The organism is Martinezella lusitana (assembly GCF_900094565.1).
Classification (GTDB): Bacteria; Pseudomonadota; Alphaproteobacteria; order Rhizobiales; family Rhizobiaceae; genus Rhizobium; species Rhizobium lusitanum.
This window is the reverse complement of sequence record NZ_FMAF01000031.1, coordinates 1-19,282: the sequence shown is the minus strand read 5'-3', so window position 1 is coordinate 19,282 and position 19,282 is coordinate 1. Positions and strand designations below refer to the sequence as shown.

At 57.6% G+C, this 19,282-nt stretch carries 19 protein-coding genes and 2 pseudogenes; 11 read left to right on the top strand and 10 right to left on the bottom strand.

What is annotated here, in order from left to right; all coding sequences use genetic code 11:
• Positions 1 to 24: 24 nt before the first annotated feature.
• On the bottom strand, positions 25 to 1,044 hold the full coding sequence (locus tag GA0061101_RS32685) for an AraC family transcriptional regulator (RefSeq protein ID WP_037198343.1): 1,020 nt from the start codon (positions 1,042 to 1,044) through the stop codon (positions 25 to 27).
• A 123-nt stretch (positions 1,045 to 1,167) separates the two neighbouring features.
• Here GA0061101_RS32685 and GA0061101_RS32680 point away from each other — a divergent pair, with 123 nt between their 5' ends.
• The 3 genes from GA0061101_RS32680 to GA0061101_RS32675 all read left to right on the top strand — a co-directional run bounded on the left by GA0061101_RS32680 (position 1,168) and on the right by GA0061101_RS32675 (position 4,841).
• Positions 1,168 to 2,616 carry an APC family permease gene (locus GA0061101_RS32680; RefSeq protein ID WP_037198341.1) on the top strand — a complete coding sequence of 483 codons (1,449 nt, stop codon included), beginning with the start codon at positions 1,168 to 1,170 and terminating at the stop codon, positions 2,614 to 2,616.
• Positions 2,613 to 2,789: a hypothetical protein gene (locus tag GA0061101_RS39640; protein ID WP_167669620.1), complete on the top strand. Its 177-nt coding sequence runs from the start codon at positions 2,613 to 2,615 to the stop codon at positions 2,787 to 2,789. Before GA0061101_RS32680 ends, GA0061101_RS39640 begins: the two co-directional genes overlap by 4 nt.
• Before the next feature lie 66 nt (positions 2,790 to 2,855).
• Positions 2,856 to 4,841, top strand: a complete 1,986-nt coding sequence (locus GA0061101_RS32675) for a primary-amine oxidase (protein WP_092576653.1) — start codon at positions 2,856 to 2,858, stop codon at positions 4,839 to 4,841.
• A 112-nt stretch (positions 4,842 to 4,953) separates the two neighbouring features.
• Here GA0061101_RS32675 and GA0061101_RS39635 read toward each other — a convergent pair whose 3' ends face one another.
• From GA0061101_RS39635 to GA0061101_RS32655, 5 genes and pseudogenes are all read right to left on the bottom strand, one after another.
• Positions 4,954 to 5,130: a hypothetical protein gene (locus tag GA0061101_RS39635; protein WP_162734501.1), complete on the bottom strand. Its 177-nt coding sequence runs from the start codon at positions 5,128 to 5,130 to the stop codon at positions 4,954 to 4,956.
• Between the two features lie 33 nt (positions 5,131 to 5,163).
• Positions 5,164 to 5,373: pseudogene (locus tag GA0061101_RS32670) on the bottom strand (transposase); the annotation flags it as partial.
• A gap of 98 nt (positions 5,374 to 5,471) precedes the next feature.
• Positions 5,472 to 6,233, bottom strand: a complete 762-nt coding sequence (locus GA0061101_RS32665) for a metallophosphoesterase (RefSeq protein ID WP_037198337.1) — start codon at positions 6,231 to 6,233, stop codon at positions 5,472 to 5,474.
• A 454-nt stretch (positions 6,234 to 6,687) separates the two neighbouring features.
• Positions 6,688 to 7,674, bottom strand: a complete 987-nt coding sequence (locus tag GA0061101_RS32660) for a substrate-binding domain-containing protein (protein WP_037198336.1) — start codon at positions 7,672 to 7,674, stop codon at positions 6,688 to 6,690.
• Between the two features lie 48 nt (positions 7,675 to 7,722).
• A complete protein-coding gene (locus GA0061101_RS32655; RefSeq protein WP_092576650.1) occupies positions 7,723 to 8,703 on the bottom strand; it encodes an NAD-dependent epimerase/dehydratase family protein in 981 nt (326 codons plus the stop codon).
• 259 nt (positions 8,704 to 8,962) lie between these two features.
• On the opposite strand from GA0061101_RS32655, the gene GA0061101_RS32650 reads away from it, so the two are divergent.
• Positions 8,963 to 9,703 (top strand): ATP-binding cassette domain-containing protein, encoded by a 741-nt coding sequence (locus GA0061101_RS32650; RefSeq protein WP_037198334.1) that lies wholly within the window; start codon positions 8,963 to 8,965, stop codon positions 9,701 to 9,703.
• A gap of 40 nt (positions 9,704 to 9,743) precedes the next feature.
• Positions 9,744 to 10,742, top strand: a complete 999-nt coding sequence (locus GA0061101_RS32645) for an ABC transporter permease (protein ID WP_037198332.1) — start codon at positions 9,744 to 9,746, stop codon at positions 10,740 to 10,742.
• A gap of 173 nt (positions 10,743 to 10,915) precedes the next feature.
• Here the strand turns inward: GA0061101_RS32645 and GA0061101_RS32640 are convergent, their stop codons facing one another.
• The 3 genes from GA0061101_RS32640 to GA0061101_RS32630 all read right to left on the bottom strand — a co-directional run bounded on the left by GA0061101_RS32640 (position 10,916) and on the right by GA0061101_RS32630 (position 13,843).
• Complete coding sequence (locus GA0061101_RS32640) at positions 10,916 to 12,319, bottom strand: IS5 family transposase (protein ID WP_092576648.1); 1,404 nt, start codon at positions 12,317 to 12,319, stop codon at positions 10,916 to 10,918.
• A 305-nt stretch (positions 12,320 to 12,624) separates the two neighbouring features.
• Entirely contained in the window at positions 12,625 to 12,999 is a 375-nt protein-coding gene (locus GA0061101_RS32635; RefSeq protein WP_037198331.1) for a VOC family protein, read from the bottom strand.
• Positions 13,000 to 13,039: 40 nt separating this feature from the next.
• On the bottom strand, positions 13,040 to 13,843 hold the full coding sequence (locus GA0061101_RS32630) for an AraC family transcriptional regulator (RefSeq protein WP_037198329.1): 804 nt from the start codon (positions 13,841 to 13,843) through the stop codon (positions 13,040 to 13,042).
• A gap of 432 nt (positions 13,844 to 14,275) precedes the next feature.
• On the opposite strand from GA0061101_RS32630, the gene GA0061101_RS32620 reads away from it, so the two are divergent.
• The 6 genes and pseudogenes from GA0061101_RS32620 to GA0061101_RS32595 form a co-directional block, all read left to right on the top strand.
• On the top strand, positions 14,276 to 16,306 hold the full coding sequence (locus GA0061101_RS32620) for an FUSC family protein (protein ID WP_037198327.1): 2,031 nt from the start codon (positions 14,276 to 14,278) through the stop codon (positions 16,304 to 16,306).
• Entirely contained in the window at positions 16,303 to 16,512 is a 210-nt protein-coding gene (locus tag GA0061101_RS32615; protein WP_037198326.1) for a DUF1656 domain-containing protein, read from the top strand. The genes GA0061101_RS32620 and GA0061101_RS32615 overlap by 4 nt, the downstream gene beginning before the upstream one ends.
• The gene (locus GA0061101_RS32610) at positions 16,509 to 17,387 is read left to right on the top strand and encodes an efflux RND transporter periplasmic adaptor subunit (RefSeq protein ID WP_037198324.1); all 879 of its coding nucleotides are present in this window, start codon (positions 16,509 to 16,511) and stop codon (positions 17,385 to 17,387) included. The genes GA0061101_RS32615 and GA0061101_RS32610 overlap by 4 nt, the downstream gene beginning before the upstream one ends.
• Before the next feature lie 471 nt (positions 17,388 to 17,858).
• Positions 17,859 to 18,140 carry a ribbon-helix-helix domain-containing protein gene (locus tag GA0061101_RS32605; RefSeq protein ID WP_037198323.1) on the top strand — a complete coding sequence of 94 codons (282 nt, stop codon included), beginning with the start codon at positions 17,859 to 17,861 and terminating at the stop codon, positions 18,138 to 18,140.
• Positions 18,130 to 18,447, top strand: coding sequence for a type II toxin-antitoxin system RelE/ParE family toxin (locus tag GA0061101_RS32600; RefSeq protein ID WP_092576644.1), 318 nt, complete (start codon positions 18,130 to 18,132; stop codon positions 18,445 to 18,447). Before GA0061101_RS32605 ends, GA0061101_RS32600 begins: the two co-directional genes overlap by 11 nt.
• A 174-nt stretch (positions 18,448 to 18,621) precedes the next feature.
• Positions 18,622 to 18,864 (top strand): annotated as a pseudogene (locus tag GA0061101_RS32595) (IS5/IS1182 family transposase); the annotation flags it as partial.
• Between the two features lie 74 nt (positions 18,865 to 18,938).
• On the opposite strand, the gene GA0061101_RS32590 reads toward GA0061101_RS32595, so the two are convergent.
• The coding region (locus GA0061101_RS32590) for a transposase (RefSeq protein WP_141694145.1) at positions 18,939 to 19,282 on the bottom strand (344 nt) is incomplete at its 5' end.

Sequence of the window (19,282 nt, the reverse complement as noted above, 5' to 3'; positions counted from 1 at the left end):
ATTACCAGATCAGCTTGCGAGAGGTTAGCCACTAGACGAGTTCCAATTTCGTCTCGCACGCCATAATACGGTGTTGTCTGCATAGCCCGCCATGCTTGCCAGTTCGCTCATCGAGCAACCGTTCCTGCCATCCGAGTGAAGGGAAATAAGAGCCTGCCGATAATCGCGGACCAGGACTCGCAAGGAGTTCCCTTCCTCGGCTAACTTCCGCTGCAGGCTGCGGGGCGACATCTGCAGTTCGTCTGCAAAGGCCTTTACAGTGATCGGCCTATGACCGAGATAGATCCCTATCAGAGCCCGGACCTTCTCGCTTAAGACCGCCTCCGATCTGGGCCGGTCGAGCAGATCGGTGATGTGCCGCAGCAGGATCTCGATCAGGCTTTTGTCCTCCGTACGATGAACGCGATCGGCCTCCGCTCTGGACATGATGATGCGATTGCTGGACTGCCCGAACAGTATCGACGCACCATAGATCCGTGCAAGGGAGGTGGTGTCTCGAGGCGCCTGATGTTCAAGGTGAATCTGGATCGGCCGCCAGCCACGGCGGAAGCATGCGCGCACGAGCTGGCATGATGCGGCAATCGTGAACTCGCTGTCCTGCCGCCGCGGCCACATAGATGGATCGTCGATACGGTAGCTCCAGACGAAGTCGCCATCCTCCTCGAAAACGCCTGAACTGGTGGCTCCCTGAACTGCATTGACATACCGCGACAGGCGCTCGAAAGCTGAACGAATGGTTGGCGACAGGGCGAAGAGCATGCCGATTGGCCCGATGTCGGCGGGCTCGAAGCCCACACCCATTCTGGCGCCGAATGAGGGCTCGCCGGTGATGATTGCCGCGTCTTCAAATAGCGCGATGTACCGCGCCATTGGCAGAACTGCATAGGGATCGGCCAGTTGCGACCGTAGAATACCGTGCGACGCCAGCAGAAGGTCGGTTTTTCCGGATTTCCTGTCAATTTCCTGCACCAAAGGGATCAGCACGGAGGCGCGAATTGAGGCAAAAGGCGGCATCTTGCTGACTAAATGCGGTGCAGTTGCCATTTCGAGTATCCGTGGCTGTTGGTGTGGCGCGAACTATCGATTCATTGGCGTAACTAGCAATTTCAGTGCCAGAAGCCAGCACGTAGCCTCCCTTCAAATGATAAAGAAGCAAGGGGTTCTTCAATGACACTGGAAACAAGCATCCCGGCACCCACACAGCCGGACCGCCTGGCCAAGAATTCCGTCGGGCTCGCCCACATCGTCTTTTTCGTGGTAGCAGCCGCAGCGCCGCTGACCGCTGTCGTCGGCGCGTCGCCCGCAGCATTCGCCTTTGGCAACGGCGCAGGCGTCCCCGGCGCCTTCGTGCTGGCCGGGCTGCTCTACCTGATCTTTTCCGTCGGCTTTACCGCGATGAGCCGCCATGTCGGCGGTGCCGGCGCATTCTACACCTATATCACGCATGGGATCGGAAAGCCCGCCGGCGTGGGCGGCGCGTTCATGGCGCTGGTGACCTATAGCGCCGTGCAGATCGCCATCTATGGTTTGTTCGGCTTCTTCATGGCCGGCGCGGTCGCTCCGTTCGGGCTTGCACTGCCCTGGTGGGCATGGTCGTTTGCGGCTCTGGTCGTGGTCCTGATCTGCGGCCAGCGAAATATCGCATTTTCCGGCGCTATTCTCGGCGTCTGCATGATTGCCGAGATCGCCATCCTTTTGCTGCTCGACGTGGGGATCGTGTTTACCGGCGGCGGACCGGAAGGCATGAACCTCTCGTCGTTCGCCCCATCCGCGGTATTTGGCACTGGTCTCGGCGTGGCACTGGTCTTCGTGATCGGCTCCTTCATCGGCTTTGAGGCGACCGCAATTTTCGGCGAGGAAGCCGAAAATCCGGAGAAGACCATTCCGCGGGCAACCTATGTTGCCGTGACGCTGATCACGCTGTTCTACGCATTCTCGACCTGGGCTATCGTCCAGTTCTACGGTCCGAGCAAGGTTCAAGCCGTGGCCAATGCTGGCCTAGACACCTTCTATTTCAACGCTGCCAATTCCGTTCTCGGAGCCTGGGCCAGCCAGGTGATGAACGTGCTGCTGATCACCAGCCTGTTTGCCTGCATTCTATCCTTCCACAACACGCTCAACCGCTACTTCTTTGCACTTGGGCGCGAGGGCTTAGCCGTCAGAGCGTTGGGTAAGGTTCACCCCAAGCACGGCTCGCCTTATGTCGCCGGCCTTATTCAAAGCGTGGCTGCGGCCGTGATATTGGGCCTGTTCGTCGCCTTCGGTGCCGACCCCTATACCGTGGTCTTCTCCTGGATGGCCGCACTCGCGGGTATTGGCATCCTGCTCGTCCAGGTGCTTGTCTCGGTGGCGATCATCATGTTCTTCAGGAAGACGCCGACCAGCCACGGGATCTGGACCACCATCATTGCCCCGGTCATCGGGCTGGTCGGACTGCTCGGATCCCTGGTACTCGTCACCGCCAACCTCTCGCTTCTCTCGGGTAGCGACAGCCTGATTGTCAAGGCATTCCCTTACGCCATGGTCGTCGTCGGCATTCTCGGCGCCATCTTTGCGGTACGGGTCAAGAAATCTCAGCCGTTTCTTTACGCCTCGCTCGGAAAGGTGTTCGAATGACCACCACCAGCCAGCTGGCGCTTTCGGATCGGCTTCTCCTGCTGACCCTCGCCCTCCTCGTTGTCGCGACGCTTGCCGTTGGCATCAAGACGCACGCTTTGTGCTCGATCTTCTGTGTCCACGGTGACCGAATGGTGGAAAGCGACATCTGCTCAGGCCGCTCGGCGGGCTGACACACCCAGAATATGGGGCGCGCGCCTTCCGCCGCCCCGACGTCTCCAGATTTGAAAGGCAAACCCATGGACGCCGTCGTCGCGCTCACCCATCCACTCGACCCGCTCAGCCTTGCAGAAATTGGGGCTGCGGTTGCCATCCTCAAGGATGCAAAGTCCCTGCCATCAACCGTCCGATTTCCAATCATCCGGCTCGAAGAGCCGACCAAGGCGGATCTGGCTGCCCATCGCCAGGGCGGCTATCTCCCGCGCCGCGCCTTCCTCCTCGCAATGGACATTAGCAACGGCGAGACCTTCGAGGGTATCGTCGATCTAAGCAAGGGCGAGGTTGCCTCCTATGTCCGCCTGCCGCTCAATGAAATGCCCTATGGCCAACCGCCGGTCATGCTTTGCGAATTCGAGACGGTCGAGGGAACGGTGAAATCCGATCCTCGCTGGATCGCCGCGGTCAAGAAACGCGGGATTACCGATGAAGACATACCACTCATCCAGATCGATCCGTTCTCGTCAGGCTATTTCGGCCACGACTTCGAGAAGGGCAAACGCATCGTGCGCGCCGTTTCCTACTGGCGCGGTGATGTCCGCGACAATGGCTATGCCCACCCGGTTGAAGGTGTCGTTGCGGTCGTCGATCTAACCGCCAACAAGGTGGTCGATCTTCACGATGACGAGAAGATCATTCCGGTGCCGAAGAAAAAACGGAACTACGGTCGCGAATCCTTTCCCGAAACGCGGCCTGACCTGAAGCCTCTGCATATCGTCCAGCCGGAAGGCACGAGCTTCTCGGTCGACGGCTGGAAGGTGGAATGGCAGGGCTGGAGCTTCCGCCTCGGCTTCACGCCGCGCGAGGGCCTGGTGATCTACGAGCTGGGCATCGACGACCAGGGCCGGAAGCGGCCGGTGATCTTCCGCGCCAGCGTCACCGAAATGGTCGTGCCCTATGCCGATCCGACTGCCAACCATTACTGGAAGAGCGCATTCGACGCCGGCGAATATGGCCTGGGGCGCCTGGCGAACTGCCTGGAACTCGGCTGCGACTGCCTCGGCCAGATCCACTATTTCGACGTGCCGGCGGCCGACGATTTCGGCCAGCCATTTGTCATGAAGAACGCCATCTGCATGCACGAGGAAGACTACGGCATCCTTTGGAAGCACTACGAATTCCGCAACGGCATCTTCGAAGTGCGCCGCTCGCGCCGCCTCGTTATCTCCTTCTTCGCCACCGTCGGCAATTACGACTACGGCTTCTACTGGTATCTCTACCAGGACGGCACGATACAGCTGGAAGCGAAGCTGACCGGCATCATCCAGACGGCGGCCGTCGCCGATGGCGAGACCTATCGCTGGGGCGGCATGGTCGACGACAATCTCGGTGGGCCGACGCACCAGCACTTCTTTAACGTCCGCCTGCACATGGACGTCGATGGCGGCGGCAACACGGTGACGGAACACGACTTCGTGCCGCGCCCCTGGGGCGAGGACAATCCCTACGGAAACGTCTTCGATACCAAGAGCCGGGTGCTGAAAAGCGAACTCGATTCACCGTCAGTGGCCAATGGCGAAACGGGTCGATACTGGAAGGTGCAAAATCCGAACGTGACCAACAGCGTCGGCAAGGCGCCCGGGTACAAGCTTGTCGCTATGCCCTCGCCCGTGATGCTGGCTCAGCCAGAATCGACGGTCGCTCAACGCGGCGGCTTCGCCAAGAAGCATGTTTGGGTCACCGCTTTCGACGAAACGGAGAAATATGCGAGCGGCGACTATCCCAATGTCCATGCGGGTGGCGATGGCTTGCCGGCCTACGTCAAGAAAAACCGCCCCATCGAGAACGCAGACCTAGTGCTATGGCACTCCTTCGGTCACACGCATGTCTGCAAACCCGAGGATTTCCCGATCATGCCGGTGGAATACGCCGGCTTCACCCTGAAGCCAAATGGCTTCTTCGCCGGCAACATCGCCATGAACCTACCGACGGGGGACAATGGACATAGCGTCGACAACCGTGTTCAACAGGCCGGGGGCAAACCAGCTCAAAGCTGCTGCAGCAAGTGATTACTGCCGCGCTCCCGGAGGCATTAGCGTCCGGGGGAGCGGGAAAAACGTGGGGTAAGACTCTTTCACGTGGATTGAACTTACCCAACGGTTAGCGATTTAATTGCACCAATCACCGAGGCGTTGTCGCCAGAAAGTCATAGATCTCTTGGTCGAGAACCTCGGTCGGCTCGTTGCTCGACCAAGCGACAGGATCTTCGCCACCGAGAATTTGAGCATCGCATAAGCGCAGCATTTTCTTTATGATTTCATCATCGAGAAATATAAGTAACTTGCCGGTTTCACGCATTGCGTGTCGTTTTGCATTTAATCGGGGTCTTCCTCAATTTGTGTGGAGATGAGTCAATTTGATTGGCATCATCCGCGCCCTAAGAAGCTCTGGTCCCGCCCTGCCGCACATTGCGCGCTTGATCGTCTTCAGTCGGTTGATCCGGCCTTCTGCCTGACCGTTGCTCCAGGGCAGGTCGATGGCGTTACAGACGGCGTCGATATCACGGCGAAGTACACGGGCAAAACGGGCCAGGGCCGAGACGCCTTTATGATCTAAATAGCCTTACGACTTATCTGCGATTTTGTGGCGTAACATCCTGCTATGGAAACCATTGAAACCCGATCTCCTTCTCCTGGCGATTAGTCGGGTCGCCACTCGCCGGCCTGGACGATACCGGTCTCGGTTAGTTCGGTGCACACGAAGTGTGAAAGCTCATCGCGCCTGATTACGGCGGCGCTCAGCCGGCTAGTCCGATATGCTCCGGTATCCAAAGCTATGCGATTCAAGTAGACTTCGGGTCGCAGCGACTTCGTGATCGTGTGACCGTGCAAAACGACATGGTCAAACACATCCATATGGTCGAGGAAGCCCGCCCTGATCCAACGCAAGTCGTATTCGCTTTGATTTGCAAGCTGAACACCAGGACGTATTCCAGCGTGAACAAAGCAGAAGCGCCCGATCTCCTTGAATGTCAGCGCGTTTTCTAGCAAGTCCACATGGTGTGGGAAGACGCGGCGAATTTCCGCGGCGATGTTCTCGAAATCCGGCACCGGGCGATTGGAATATGCGCTCATCGTTGCGACGCCTCCCCAGTCCATCCAGTTGACGGCGTCCTCATAGGTGAGAGCGCCACGAAGGAGCTCACGCAGGTAAAAATCATGGTTGCCAAGAATTAGTCGAGAACCCGGATAAAGGTCGAGTGTCGAACAAACCTGATCGAGTACCTTTGGACTATCTGGGCCGCGGTCGATCAGATCGCCTAGGAAGATCACGACCGGCTTGGATTGCTGATCATTCGAGGCAGCCGCGATGTATCCAAGCATGGCCTCAAGAAGATCGGCGCGTCCATGGACGTCGGCAATGGCATAGATGTCGGACGGTAAGCTCTCGGTTCTAGTCACTGTTTCTTCCTGCAGGCGAACAAGGTGCGCGATGGTATCCCTGGTGCTCGCAAGGTATCGGGACTTGGAGCGGCGGGGACGGGACCAGGGCCAAGCCTTGGTGTTGGCAGCTCCTATAGGCCATGTCGGCCTTGACGCGCCATCAAAAGTGAATGTTGGCGCGAAATTTCCGACCTGTCTTAGCCTGATTTGGAATGTCGTGACTGTGAATCGGCTCCGAACGCTCACCCCGTTGACATCCTCGACAACCATTTGGAAACGCAGTGAAAATCAAGAAATTAAGTGGGGTTATCCCCGAGCCGGCAGGAATCCCGCTTTGGCGCGCAATTACGTAATGGGATCAATATGTTGGGTTCCATCCCCAAGGGGGCCACCTTCGGAGCCGATTCACACTCGATCCGTCTCGTGAGGGACATTCGGCGCACCCTTGAACCGGGTGCGCCAAACCGTAAACCTACTTTTGAATGCAGGTGTCGACTGTGTCCTTTGTGCACTCATCGAGCCCGGTGAAGACCGGATCTTCAACCGGCTTGCCGGCAATCAGATCCATCAGCACCGAAGGTGCCTTGTAGCCCATCTCGAATGGCCGCTGGCCGACGAGCGCAGTCACCAGACCTTCCTTCGCAATGGCAACCTCGTCGCCGATCGTGTCGGCCGCACCAATGACGAAATCGTTGCTGGCGATCTTCTCGGCCATCGGTTTGAACAGGTCGCGATAGGGTTGCGGCGCACCGAACAATGGCCAGCCACCCATAATGCCGAATGCGTCCATGCCGGGATTGGCCGCGAGAATATCGGTCATTGCCTGAACACCCTTGGCACCGTCGTCATTCGTGAACACCGGGCAGCCGGCAACCTCAGTCCAACCACCCTCGCCTTTCAGCGCGGTCAAGCCTTTCTGGCCAGTGAGCGTGTCGCGCATCCCTTGTGCGCGGCGCAGAATATTGTCTGCTCCCGGATTGCCTTCGATCGTGCAGATCTTACCGCCCTTCGGCTTGGCCTTCTTGATGTACTCCCCGATGCGGGCGCCCATCAGATAATTGTCCGTGCCAAGATAGGTCTTGCGCAAGGCTGCATCCTCGGCAGCAAGATCGGCATCGAGCGTCATCACCGGAACCGTCGGGTTGGCGGTCTTCAGGGTCTGGGCGATGAGCTTTGCATTTGACGGCGAAATTGCGATTGCAGCCGTGTCTGCCTTGCCCAACATATCCTGAACGATCTGCGCTTCGCCGGCTTCATCGGATGTCGATGCCGGACCGGTGTAGAAGCACTCGTATTCCGCCGTGGGATTCTCTTTGTTCCATTTCTGGCAACCTTGATTGATTGCTTCGAAGAACGGATTGTCGAGGCCCTTGACGACGATGACGAGTTGTTTCTTGGCCAAGGCCTGCCCGGCGGTGAGTGCTAAGACTGCGGCTGTAAGTAGTAATGCCTTCCTCATAGTTTCCTCCCTTGAAACAGACGGACACCGCGTGCCCGCCACACGAAATCAACCCGGATACCAGACGATGCGAGGCTCCTCCTTCGAACGCTCATATTGCCATGCCGAGTCGATAAGCATCTCGAGATCGTAGTTTGGCCGCCAATCCAGCAGGTATTTTGCCTTGCTGTTGTCCATCCAATTGGAATGGAAGCGGCTTGGTATGTCGATGGAGCCGAGATTGCGCGTGCGCAGGAGATAGGCGGCGACTTCAGCATAGTCGACAGGTCTGTCCATGCAGATGTTGAAGAGTTGCCGCTCCGCCCGGGGGTTGTCGATCGCTGCCAATATTGCCGATACGAGGTCATCGACGTGCACGAAATTGCGTTTCAGCGGACGTCCGTCAGCATCGAGCAGCAGCGGCACCGTACCTATTGCTGCATAGCGCCGCGCCGCTTCTTCCGGAACGAGCATCTTCCAGTCCGGACCGCCAAAGACGTCGTCTCCAAAAGACAGCGAATACTTGAAATCGTCCTTCTCCATGATCCAGGGCGCGCGCAGACAACAGCCATTCAGTCCGTACTGAATGCCGAACTGCTCCAGCATGACCTCTTCCAGAACCTTGGAGAGCGCATAGCCACCCGGATAAGCACAATGGGGGGTACTCTCGGTGATCGGGCCGTCGTGGCGATAGTGGAAATGCCCCACGCCCGCATCGCCGCCGATCAGGATGAACTGGCGTGCCGTGACGTTCGTACGGAACTCCTCAAGCAGCCAAAAGAGACCTTTGACCGTGACATCCATGATGTCGCTCGGCGTTTCCTTGCATGTGGCGAGATGCACGACATGGGTAACGTCATTCAGCGCCGCTACCACAACATCGCGATCGGCGATCGAGCCGCGGATGACGTCGACACGGTCGGTCTCATCGCACAAACGATTATGACAAAGCGCGCGGATACGGGCTTTGGAAAATCTCGGATCGTCAAGCAGCCCAGCAATAAAGCGCCGCCCGACCTTGCCCGTTGCACCGGCAACAAGGATCAGCATGCTCTTTCTCCCATTGATAGCTAATATCCGGGCGCAACTCTCGTCAAACGATATTTGTCTGACAAAACTGATTTTGCGATAATAAGGCCAAACCTCGGACAATTAGTTGACGCTGTCGCGGGGTTTTGCGTAAATGCTCCTGATCGCTTCTCCTCGGAGGACATTGGAAAAGCGAATTCGCTGGAGCCTCGCGTCGAAGACAAGCAGGGTTCGGAGCGACGGATGGCCTGCAAGTTTTGGGTGGGAGGCCCGGAGGCTGGTGGCGGTTCTTGAGCTCAGCAATATTTCCAAACATTTCGGTGCCATCCAGGCAGTCAACGATGTCTCGTTTTCGCTCGAAGCGGGGCAGGTTGTCGGCTTGATGGGCGACAACGGCGCTGGCAAGTCCACATTGGTGAAGATGATTGCCGGCAACTTTCGACCGAGCCATGGAACCATGCGGCTCGACGGCACCGATCTCGTGTTACATCGGCCAAAGGAAGCGCGCCAGCATGGCATTGAGATTGTTCACCAGGATTTGGCGCTCTGCAACAATCTGACGGCGGCAGCAAACGTGTTCCTCGGACGAGAACTGCGCCGCGGCGTATGGCCTCTTCGCATCCTCGACCACAAGAGCATGTACAAGCGCGCCGGCGAGATATTTCGCGAGCTCAAATCCGAGACGCGGGCGCGCGATCTCGTAAAGCAAATGTCCGGTGGCCAGCGGCAAGCGGTAGCGATCGGCCGCACGATGCTGTCTGAAGCGAAAATCGTATTGATGGACGAGCCGACAGCAGCCATTTCCGTGCGCCAGGTGGCTGAGGTTCTGAATCTGATCCGCCAATTGCGGGACCGGGGCATTGTCGTTGTCCTGATCAGCCACCGCATGCCCGACGTCTTTTCGGTCGCCGACCGCGTGATCGTGATGCGGCGAGGCAGAAAAGTGGCCGACAAGCAGATTGCAGCAAGTTCGCCGGAGGAAGTGACAGGACTGATCACCGGCGCCATCGAACAGGTGTGATCGATGCTATCCGTTGCAACAGGAAGGAAGAAGGTCGACGATGGCGATTACACTTGACCAAACGATCGGACAGAAACAACGGAGCTGGCTTGCGACGATCGTGGGCGGCCAGACATTCTGGGTGCTGATTGCAGTCATTCTCGCCTGCATTTTTCTGTCGATGGCGACGGACTCTTTTGCGACGGCGAAGAACATCTACAACATCACCCGCAACGTCACTTTCGTCGCCATTATCGCGCTGGGCATGACGTTGGTCATCATCACCGGCGGCATTGATTTGTCCGTTGGCTCCGTGCTTTGCCTGTGCAGCATGGTGCTGGCGGTCGTCATGCACGCGGGATACAGCATTGAAGTCGGCATCGTCGCCTCAATCGGTACTGCTCTTCTGGTCGGAGCTTTCAACGGCATATTGATTGCCTATCTCGGCTTCCCACCTTTCGTCGTCACTCTCGGCATGTTGTCGATTGCGCGCAGCCTTGCGATGGTTGCGTCCAACAACACTGTCGTTTTCCAGTTCGGGCCTGATCACGACAAACTACTGGCGCTGGGTGGAGGCGCTTGGGTTTTCGGCATCGCCAATCCAGTGCTTTACATGGTCGTGCTGGCACTCATTACCGGTTTCGTGCTGCGCTGGACCAAATTCGGCCGCTATGTTTTTGCCATCGGCGGCAATGAGCACGCTGCAACACTGACGGGCGTTCCCGTGCCGCGGATCAAGGTTATCGTATATATGATTTCTGCCCTGTCGGCGGGGGTTGCCGGCATCATCCAAACCGGCTGGCTCGGCGCTGTCACCACCAACATCGGCGCCGGGATGGAACTTCAGGTCATTGCCGCCGCGGTTATTGGCGGAGCCAATCTGGCTGGAGGCGTGGGCACCGCGTTTGGAGCGTTGATAGGCGCCGCACTCATAGAGATTATCCGTAACAGCCTTGGCTTGCTCGGTATCAATGCGTTCTGGCAAGGTAGCTTTATCGGTGGGGCAATTGTGCTTGCCGTCCTTCTCGACCGAATTCGCAACTTGCGACACGACGAGTAGGCGAAGCCAGTCGATCGCGGATGATGACTTCTGGCCGGCGCTGGTGGAAGCATTGGGGAAAGTTTGGTTGCGGGGGCCGGCTCTGTTGCCAAAATTTCTTGGTGTAGGATGGAATTCCAGACGGTCTGTGTTTTTGACGAGGAAGCCCTCTTGTCGCCCGTGAAGAACGACGTTTAGACGATTGCCGGCATCGGGTTTGATGCTTTGAATATTGGATTTTGCGCTTTGGATAGCGCCAGGGCTGCACAGATGATAGCCACGCAAAACCTGATCCATGCGAGGATGCGGCGGAAGTTGTAGCCCACGGCTGCGAGGACGGCGTTGACGGCGTCGCCGGTGATTCCGGCGAGATGGTTGCGGCCCATGCGGTGGTCTTCTTTTAAATGTCCAATGACGGGCTCGATGGCGGAACGTCTGCGCATCTGACGTTTGATGTGTTCGGTCATCCCGCGTTTCTGGCCTGCGGTATAAACCTTGAAGCGGTGGGTTTGCGGAGCGTTGTGGCCCTTGTATCCGGCATCGGCAATGATGCGGGAAAGCGTTGCGCCGACCTGGGCCTCGATGGCCGGTATGACGGTTTCGAGCGTGTGGCCGTCATAGGGTTTGCCGGGTAACGCCTGAATGTGGGTGACGAACTGGCCGCCTTTCGATCGGTTGAGCGTTGTGGCGACGGAGACCTTGACGCCGAACTCGTAAGGCTTGTGGGCCTTGCCCTTGCCGATGCATTCGACCTCCGGAGCGTGCAGGCTGAAGACGCGAAGATCGGCGTCCTTGGGCAGGCCCTTGACGCGATTGAGATTGCGGTTTCCAGCATGGACCCGTCTGGCCAGCATCAGTTCGTGGGCCACCGCCGCCTCAAGTTCTGCGTCGTCCTTTGCCTTGCGCACCATGTCGCGAATGACACGGCCGAGATAGGTCTTCAGCGTTCTCAGCGCCTTACCGGCCCGCTTGAACTGCTTGGCGTGCGCGTATCTCTGGTGTTTGATGAGGGCGATCTTACCGACGCGTGCATAGGATTGGCGCAGTTCGATCCCAAGCGTGTTGGCCAACCGCACCAGCCGCTCGCGCGAGCGATGCATCAGCCGGGCATCGGTCGGATGGGCGACGGCCTTTGGTTGCACGGTCGTATCGACGATCGCCGCGGTGAAGTCTACGGGCTTGGCCGCGCCTGTGCGAACCGCCGAAGCAAGACTTTCCTGAAGCAAGGCGTTCAGTTTCTCCTCGCCCATCCTTTGCCGCCAGCGCGTCATCGACGAACGGTCGAACGGCAAGTCATGACGGAAGAACTCCTCGCCGCAGAACAGTTGGTAATAGGGGTTCTCCACCCACCGCTCGCACAAGGCCTCGTCGGATAGGTCGTGCATCGATTTGAGGATGGCAAGCCCGGCCATCAACCGGGTTGGCAGCGGCGGATGGCCGGGTGCATCCGTGTAGACCGCCCCGCAGCGCTCTTCCAAAAACCGCCAATCGATCGCCCGACCAAGCCGCGCCAGTGCATGTTTCATATCGACGATCTGATCGAGCCGTGCCCGGAAAAGATCATTCTGCCCGCTGTCTCGCCGCTCCTTCGGAAGCATTCCAACGCTCCATCAAAACACCGTCCAACAGAGAGAATCACGTTTTTTCCCGCGGCGCAATTTGCAAGTTTCTCCGAAAGAGAACCTCACAAACTTGCAAAAACCTATACCTCAAAACTCTGGATAAGAACGCCGATTCAATGCGTTACGCGTACTTCACCGGCGACCCTCTTTTTTACCGCCCGCAATCGCGCTTCACCGTTACCGGGCGATTGTTCAAAGCCGCTTGCAATCAAGAGAAGGAATATTTTTCTCTGATCTTACGGCTCCAAAATCTTTTCAGCAGAGCCCTACGCACAGCTACCTCATTTCATTGGATGCGTCCGTGCGGTCAGCTTGTTTCCGTCAGGGTCGCGAAGATATGCGACGAACGCGCCGTTCGGCCGTTCCGTAGGCGGGCTCTCGATTGCCATGCCGCCATGTGCGACACCGGCGGCATGCCACGCCAGGACATGGTCGGGGGTCGTCGCCGCAATACCGATCGTTCCGCCGTTGGCAGCGGTCGCCGGCTTGCCGTCGATCGGTTTCGTGATCATCAGCCGCCCTCCTTCATGGGCGTAGATCAGCCGGCCTCTCGCATCCATCTCGCCGGGCTTGCCCCCAAGGGCGACGAAGGTGGCATCGTAGAAATTTCTCGACCGTTCGAGGTCGTTGCTGCCGATCATGACATGGGTGAACATGCTTTATCTCCTCTCGGGTGGTAACTGTATTTCCTGGTGCCTACCGGTCAAAGTTACCTAAATATCTGGCTGGCGATGTGCCAAGCGCTTTCTTGAACATGGTGATAAACGCAGACACGGATTCATATCCAAGGTCGCCCGAAACCTGCTGCACTGTCGCCCCCGCTGCAAGGCTGCGGATTGCGACGATCAATTGCAGCTGCTGTCGCCAACGGCCGAATGTCAGTCCGGTCTCATGCTGAACGAGACGTGCGAGCGAATTTTCACTCATTCCTAGTCGCCTTGCCCATTGCGCCATCGTACTGCGATCGGAAGGATCATCGGCCAATTCCGATGCAATCCGCACAAGCCGGGGCTCATCCGTGAGCGGGAGATGAAGATGCTCTACCGGCATCCGCGACAATGCCGACAGAAGCAATGTTGCCATGAGTTTAGAGTCAGCAGTCGCCGCTGCGATCTGATCGGCCATCTCAATGATAAGTTCCCTGACGAGCGGGGATAGGGACAGCGTGCAGCATCGGTCCGGCAGATCGGCGGCGCCCGGCTCGATGAACAGAAAAAACAAACGGGCATTGGCGGTTGCCACATTGCTGTGCGGCATGCCGCCGGGAACCCAGACGCCGCAATGAGGCGGCACCATCCACAGCCCGCTTGGAACGCGACATGTCACGCCGCCCCGCGAAGCCATGACAAGCTGCCCTTTTCGGTGGCGGTGTTCAGGTGCCTCCCGTTCATTCTGCGAGACGTCGATCCTCACGGCGTGCACAGGCGCAAGGGAGGTTTCGATCTCGTGGTCGGCAAAAGCTTTAGATAGAGAGAGCGACTGGTGGAATTTAGTCATCATTAGAGAGAATATCTAAATTCATCTGCGCGCTTTGTCGATAGAGTCACGTCAAAGAGTTCGGAGATTGACGATGACAGTTCAGAAGCAAGAGCCGCAATGGTGGTCCGATATCATCCAGGCTGAAATCCGATTGCCTCAAAAGGGCTCTCGCAGGCTTCGCATTTTGCCTCCCCAATGCACGTCTATGGGGGCCGGTGGCATAGCCATTGTACGAAAGTTCATAAAAGCCTGCCTCGCGCGGACACTCTGGCTCTTTCGTCATCAGCCGACCCCCAATTCGGCTGTCTCGTGTGCAGATCCACTCGAAGCTTACATGTATGCCTGCATGATGGCTCCGGTCTTTTGCTACGTCTCGCCCACAGTCTACGGACTGACTGTCTCCAATGATGAACGAGGTGCCACGCGGGTCGATACTCACTCGGGAGACGACTTGTGAGCGCACGACCGGTCGTCACCACCAGTAATGTAATATTTTCGTTGAAGACATTCCTGGCGGCAGTGCTGGCCTATTACATCGCAATAAGGTTCGATCTGCCGCGACCGTTCTGGGCGGTGGCAACCGTCTACATCGTTGCTCATCCGCTTTCGGGTGCGATCTCGTCGAAATCATTCTATCGACTGCTGGGGACCCTGACCGGCGGCGTTGCGACGCTTATCATGATCCCAAACCTGGTGAACGAACCAGTGCTGCTTTCCGCAGCGATCATTGTATGGGTTTCAGGATGCACTTTTCTCAGCCTTCTTGATCGCACGCCTCGCGGCTATGCCTCTCTCCTGGCCGGCTACACCGTGCTTCTCGCGGGACTGCCGCTCGTCGCGGCGCCAACAAATACGTTCGACACTGTCGTTTCCCGCGTAGAGGAGATCGGGCTTGCGATCCTGTGCGCCTCGATCGTCAGCCACGTTGTTCTTCCAGTTCATGTCGCTACAACCCTCCTCGGCCGGATCGATGCCTGGATCGCAAGGGCGCAGACGCTCTTTACGGCAACCGCAACTGCCGAGGCGGACAAAGCCCGAAGCAGAGCGGAACGGTACGCCTTGGCGGCGGACGCGGTCGACCTCCGGTCGTTCACGGCCCACCTTCGATATGACGGATCGAGGTATCGACGCGCAATGTCGGTGGTGAGATCACTGCAGCAGCGGATGGTGTCCTTCCTTCCGTTGCTGAGCGAACTGGAGGATCTGCGACGAGCACTGGCGAAGCTCAACACCCCCCGCTCGGAACAAGCTATATCAATGATTGCAGCTGTGGGATCGCGCTCAACAAGCGCCTCCGGGTTCTTCCAGACCAGGGCTGATTTGCTCGCCTCTTCCGGAGCGCCTCGATCATGGGAAAGTCTGCTTCTTGCCAATGTTGCGCGGAACCTGCGGGATGTTCTTCAGGTTTCTCGCGGGTGTCAGTTCCTTCAGGTCGCCCTGAAGGAGGAGAACGCCGCGAGAGAGGCTCGTCGCTTCGTCTCTCCGGAGAATATTCCAGCTCCGCACCGTGATATCGGCATGGCATTGCTATCGGCGCTGGCGGTTGCGATCTGCCTGGCGACCTCCATGTTCTTCTGGATTGCAAGCGGCTGGACGGACGGGATGACATTTGCCCAGATTTCGGGTGTGCTTTGTTGCCTTCTGGCGACGATGGATGATCCGGTACCAGCCATGCGCAAATTCATCGATGTCACAATCGGTGCCGTCATCGCAGCGTTCGTCTACGGCTTCGCGATCCTTCCGCTGATTGATGGTTTCGTGCCGCTCGCCGCTGCCCTCGGGCTATTCATGATCCCTGCCGGGATATGCCTCGCTGTGCCCTCGCTTGCGATAATCGGCATGGGGCTGTGCATAAACTTTCCGCTTCTTCTCGCCCTCCAGGCGCGCCAGAGCAGCGACTTCATGATGTTTGCGAACACAGGCATCGCAACCATTCTTGCGATGGTCTGGACAATCATGGTCTGCGGCATCTTCCGATCTGTCGGGACGGAGACCAACGCCCGGAGGCTTTTCTTCGTGACCCAGAAGCATGTCGCCAGGATCGCGGCTGGCCGACATGCAGACGCCCATGTCACGCGCCATCACCTCATCGATGTGGCAGGCCTGTTCGCCGCCAGGGCGGCGAAATTCTCTCCCGCCTCCGGCGCCTCCGATCCAGACCTTATAAGGGATCTGCGGACAGGACTTCATATAACAGCGATGCAAGAACTCGCGGATGAAGCCTCAATGCCGATGCGCCTCAAGGCGCAAGCAATCTTCTCCGGACTGGAGACGTTGTATCGGCTTGCGCCCGCCGAGCGAGGCGAACCATTGGAGAATGCAATCGGAATGCTGGACGACCTTATCCTTTCTACTGCGGACATGGTTCCAGTGGATGCCGAAACGGAACTTGTGGTGCACGCTGCTGGTCTTCGTCTGTGCCTCGCTCCGGAGGCGGATTTTCCGATTTTGATAACACCTCCTTCAAAAAGGAATGCTGCGTGACCGGACAATTCGACCTCTATGGTGTCTTTCTGCCATGGTTCTCGGCACTCGCGCTGTGCGCGTACGGTCTGCTCCGCATGCTTACATCGCTCCTCGCCAGGCTCGGGCTTTATCAAGCGGTGTGGCATCGCTCCCTGTTCAACCTCGCACTTTACATCACCGTCCTTGGCGGGCTTTCCGCCCTTTTCAACTGGTTGCAGATATGAAGAACCTTACGATCACCTCAGGCAGAGCCCTGTTGACCTTATCTATGGTGAGCTGCGCCGCGGTTCTAAGCTGGCACCTGTGGTCCTACTACATGGAGGCGCCGTGGACACGGGACGCTCATATCCGGGCGGACATCATCCGGCTGGCACCAGATGTCTCGGGACCTGTCACCGAGGTTCTGGTATCGGACAACGCTCAGGTGGAGAAAGGGACGCCCCTCTTTCGAATCGAAACAGACCGCTTCGACCTTGCGCTGCGCGAGGCGGAGGCCCAGGTGCAGAGCAGCAAAGCTGCGGCAGAGCTGGCGAGGACAGATTTCGAACGGTATCTACTGCTTGCATCCAAAGAAGCAGCCAGCCTCAAGGAGCGGCAGCATGCGGAGAGCCAGATGCGCCAGGCAGACGCCGCCCATCAATCGGCACTCGTGGCCGTTGATCTGGCGAAGCTGAACCTTGACCGGACAATCGTGAAGGCACCGGCCTCGGGTAAAATCACGAACTTCTCTCTACGTCGCGGAAACTATGTTTCCGCCGGAAGTGCGGTTGGGGTGCTCGTGGAAAGGCCATCCATCTATATCGCTGGATACTTCGAAGAAACCAAACTCCCACGTATCCACATCGGCGACCGTGTGAAGATCGATATCATGGGAGAGCCGCAATCGGTTACCGGGCGCGTCGCAGGTGTTGCCGCCGGAATCGAAGACCGGGAGCGAAGTGATGCTGCAGGCTCGCTGGCCAGCGTCGCCCCGACGTTCTCATGGGTTCGTCTGGCCCAGAGGATCCCGGTGCGCATCGAGTTCGAAGATGTCCCGGATGCAGTTCAGCTGGTTGCTGGGAGGACCGCTACAGTCTCTGTTGAACCGAAGGGCGACTAAGGTGTGAACCCATCCCATGCGCTGGAACGTGTAGATCGAGGTATACGCGTCCCTGCGCCTTCGTGACCTAAATCTGCTAAAGGCAGACTTGAGGGTCCCTCAGCGATGAGGCCTGCACTATGTCTGATCAAGGCATTCCGAAGCGTAACCGGTGTGCTGTTCACACCATCGCCGAATGTCGGTGCTTTAGCGGTGCGTGAGGAGAGATCGACACGCTCAGAAATGGGTGAACGGCTTTTGATCGAAATTACTTCGCCGTTCCTCGCCCGCTGCATAACGCGGCATATCATCTAACGCTGCCTGGAAGGCAGTGCGGATCTCGTCCTGACTAAAATTCCGATCCCAAGGCTCCGTCTGGGGAAGAAAACAGGCTCACTGTTCCGAACTAGCGGCGACCGCATTGCTCATTCTTTTTGCCACGACGCGAGCCTGGTGGTAAGGTTTCCTACCAAAAGGCCGAAGAGGATAACCATGTCGAACGTTTCAAAGGTCAGCATTGCAGTTACGCCACAGCAAGCTGAGCTGCTGCGGGATGCGGTCGAGAGTGGCGCCTATGCCAGTAGCAGTGAAATTGTCCGCGAAGCGATGCGTGATTGGTCCGCGAAATGGGCTACCCGAAAGAACGATATCCAGCATCTGCGCGAACTGTGGGCGCAGGGTAAAGCCAGCGGTACACCAAGAGCTGTTGATTTCGAGGCAACCCACGAAAAGGCTCGCCAGAAACTGAGTGCCGCTCGAAAACATGGCGGTTAAGCTTGTTTGGTCGCCTCAGGCCGAGGATGACGTCATCAGTATCTATGTCGAGATTGGCCTCCACCAACCGCTGGCGGCTGAGCGCTACTACGAGCAGTTTAAGCAGAAGGTCAGCCTTTTGGCCGATCAGCCGCAGCTTGGTCAGCGGCATCCCGAAATCGCAGCCAGCGCGCGGATGTTGGTTGAAGCACCTTATGTTATTCTCTACGAGACGATTCCGGATGCCGATCAGGGACCAGTCGACATCGTACAGATTATGCGTGTTGTGGATGGCAGGCGCGATCTGCGCAACCTTTTAAAAAGTTAGAAGCCGCCCGGCTATGTGAAGTAGAGTGTCGGCTTTCAGCTAGATTTGCGCCACTTTTTCATTTCGCATTGTACCAACCGATTACATTTATGATGTTGATCGAAAACATCTTCTTGCAGTGAGGGTGGATCTGTCCGAAATGAAAAAGTGGGTCAAATTCGTGCGATAATCAACAACCGACACATCGAAGCGATCAGGCAGGACGGTCGGATGAAATGGCAAGTAACGACCGGCTATGGCAAGAGCTCGCTGGTCGCGACCGCCATCGGCGGATACAAATCGATCATCGGACCTCGACTGCGAGCACGCTCACTCGGCGCGCAACAGACGGAGGTCGCCATCGGCTGCGCCGCCCTCAATCGCATGCTCGCATGTGCACGCCCGAAATCCGTCCGGTGCGTGACAGCTACCGCATAGACATAGCATCAAAGACTGAAATCCGTTCATTCATCGACCGATGCACCAACGCCCGGTCGATGCGCTAGAGCGTTTCAAGTTTTGACGGAAGCGTATCCTGCGTTTGTGAAGTAGTTTGCGCATTCGTCCGACTTGATGGTGTCGGCGAGGTATCCGAGCTGCCGCCAAGTGTCGTCGCTGGTTCTCATTTGGGCTTGGCGCATCCAATGTTTGATCTTGGCGAAGGCCTGCTCGATCGGATTGAGGTCGGGCGAATATTTCGGCAGGAACCATAATCTGGCGCCGACTGCCTTGATGGCATCGCGAGTGGCCTTGGCTTTGTGGGAGCCAAGATTGTCGAGGATAACGATGTCGCCGGGTTTGAGGGTCGGGATCAACTGTTGTCGGACATAGGCTCCGAAACATTCACCATTGATGG

What these genes read in the sequence shown, in the direction of transcription:
- GA0061101_RS32660 (WP_037198336.1), bottom strand. Translation starts at nt 7,674, where the DNA reads ATGAGGAAGGCATTACTACTTACAGCCGCAGTCTTAGCACTCACCGCC.
- GA0061101_RS32675 (WP_092576653.1), top strand. Translation starts at nt 2,856, where the DNA reads ATGGACGCCGTCGTCGCGCTCACCCATCCACTCGACCCGCTCAGCCTT.
- GA0061101_RS32635 (WP_037198331.1), bottom strand. Translation starts at nt 12,999, where the DNA reads ATGTTCACCCATGTCATGATCGGCAGCAACGACCTCGAACGGTCGAGA.
- GA0061101_RS32685 (WP_037198343.1), bottom strand. Translation starts at nt 1,044, where the DNA reads ATGGCAACTGCACCGCATTTAGTCAGCAAGATGCCGCCTTTTGCCTCA.
- GA0061101_RS32630 (WP_037198329.1), bottom strand. Translation starts at nt 13,843, where the DNA reads ATGATGACTAAATTCCACCAGTCGCTCTCTCTATCTAAAGCTTTTGCC.
- GA0061101_RS32680 (WP_037198341.1), top strand. Translation starts at nt 1,168, where the DNA reads ATGACACTGGAAACAAGCATCCCGGCACCCACACAGCCGGACCGCCTG.
- GA0061101_RS32600 (WP_092576644.1), top strand. Translation starts at nt 18,130, where the DNA reads ATGGCGGTTAAGCTTGTTTGGTCGCCTCAGGCCGAGGATGACGTCATC.
- GA0061101_RS32610 (WP_037198324.1), top strand. Translation starts at nt 16,509, where the DNA reads ATGAAGAACCTTACGATCACCTCAGGCAGAGCCCTGTTGACCTTATCT.
- GA0061101_RS32605 (WP_037198323.1), top strand. Translation starts at nt 17,859, where the DNA reads ATGTCGAACGTTTCAAAGGTCAGCATTGCAGTTACGCCACAGCAAGCT.
- GA0061101_RS32645 (WP_037198332.1), top strand. Translation starts at nt 9,744, where the DNA reads ATGGCGATTACACTTGACCAAACGATCGGACAGAAACAACGGAGCTGG.
- GA0061101_RS32655 (WP_092576650.1), bottom strand. Translation starts at nt 8,703, where the DNA reads ATGCTGATCCTTGTTGCCGGTGCAACGGGCAAGGTCGGGCGGCGCTTT.
- GA0061101_RS32640 (WP_092576648.1), bottom strand. Translation starts at nt 12,319, where the DNA reads ATGCTTCCGAAGGAGCGGCGAGACAGCGGGCAGAATGATCTTTTCCGG.
- GA0061101_RS39640 (WP_167669620.1), top strand. Translation starts at nt 2,613, where the DNA reads ATGACCACCACCAGCCAGCTGGCGCTTTCGGATCGGCTTCTCCTGCTG.
- GA0061101_RS39635 (WP_162734501.1), bottom strand. Translation starts at nt 5,130, where the DNA reads ATGCGTGAAACCGGCAAGTTACTTATATTTCTCGATGATGAAATCATA.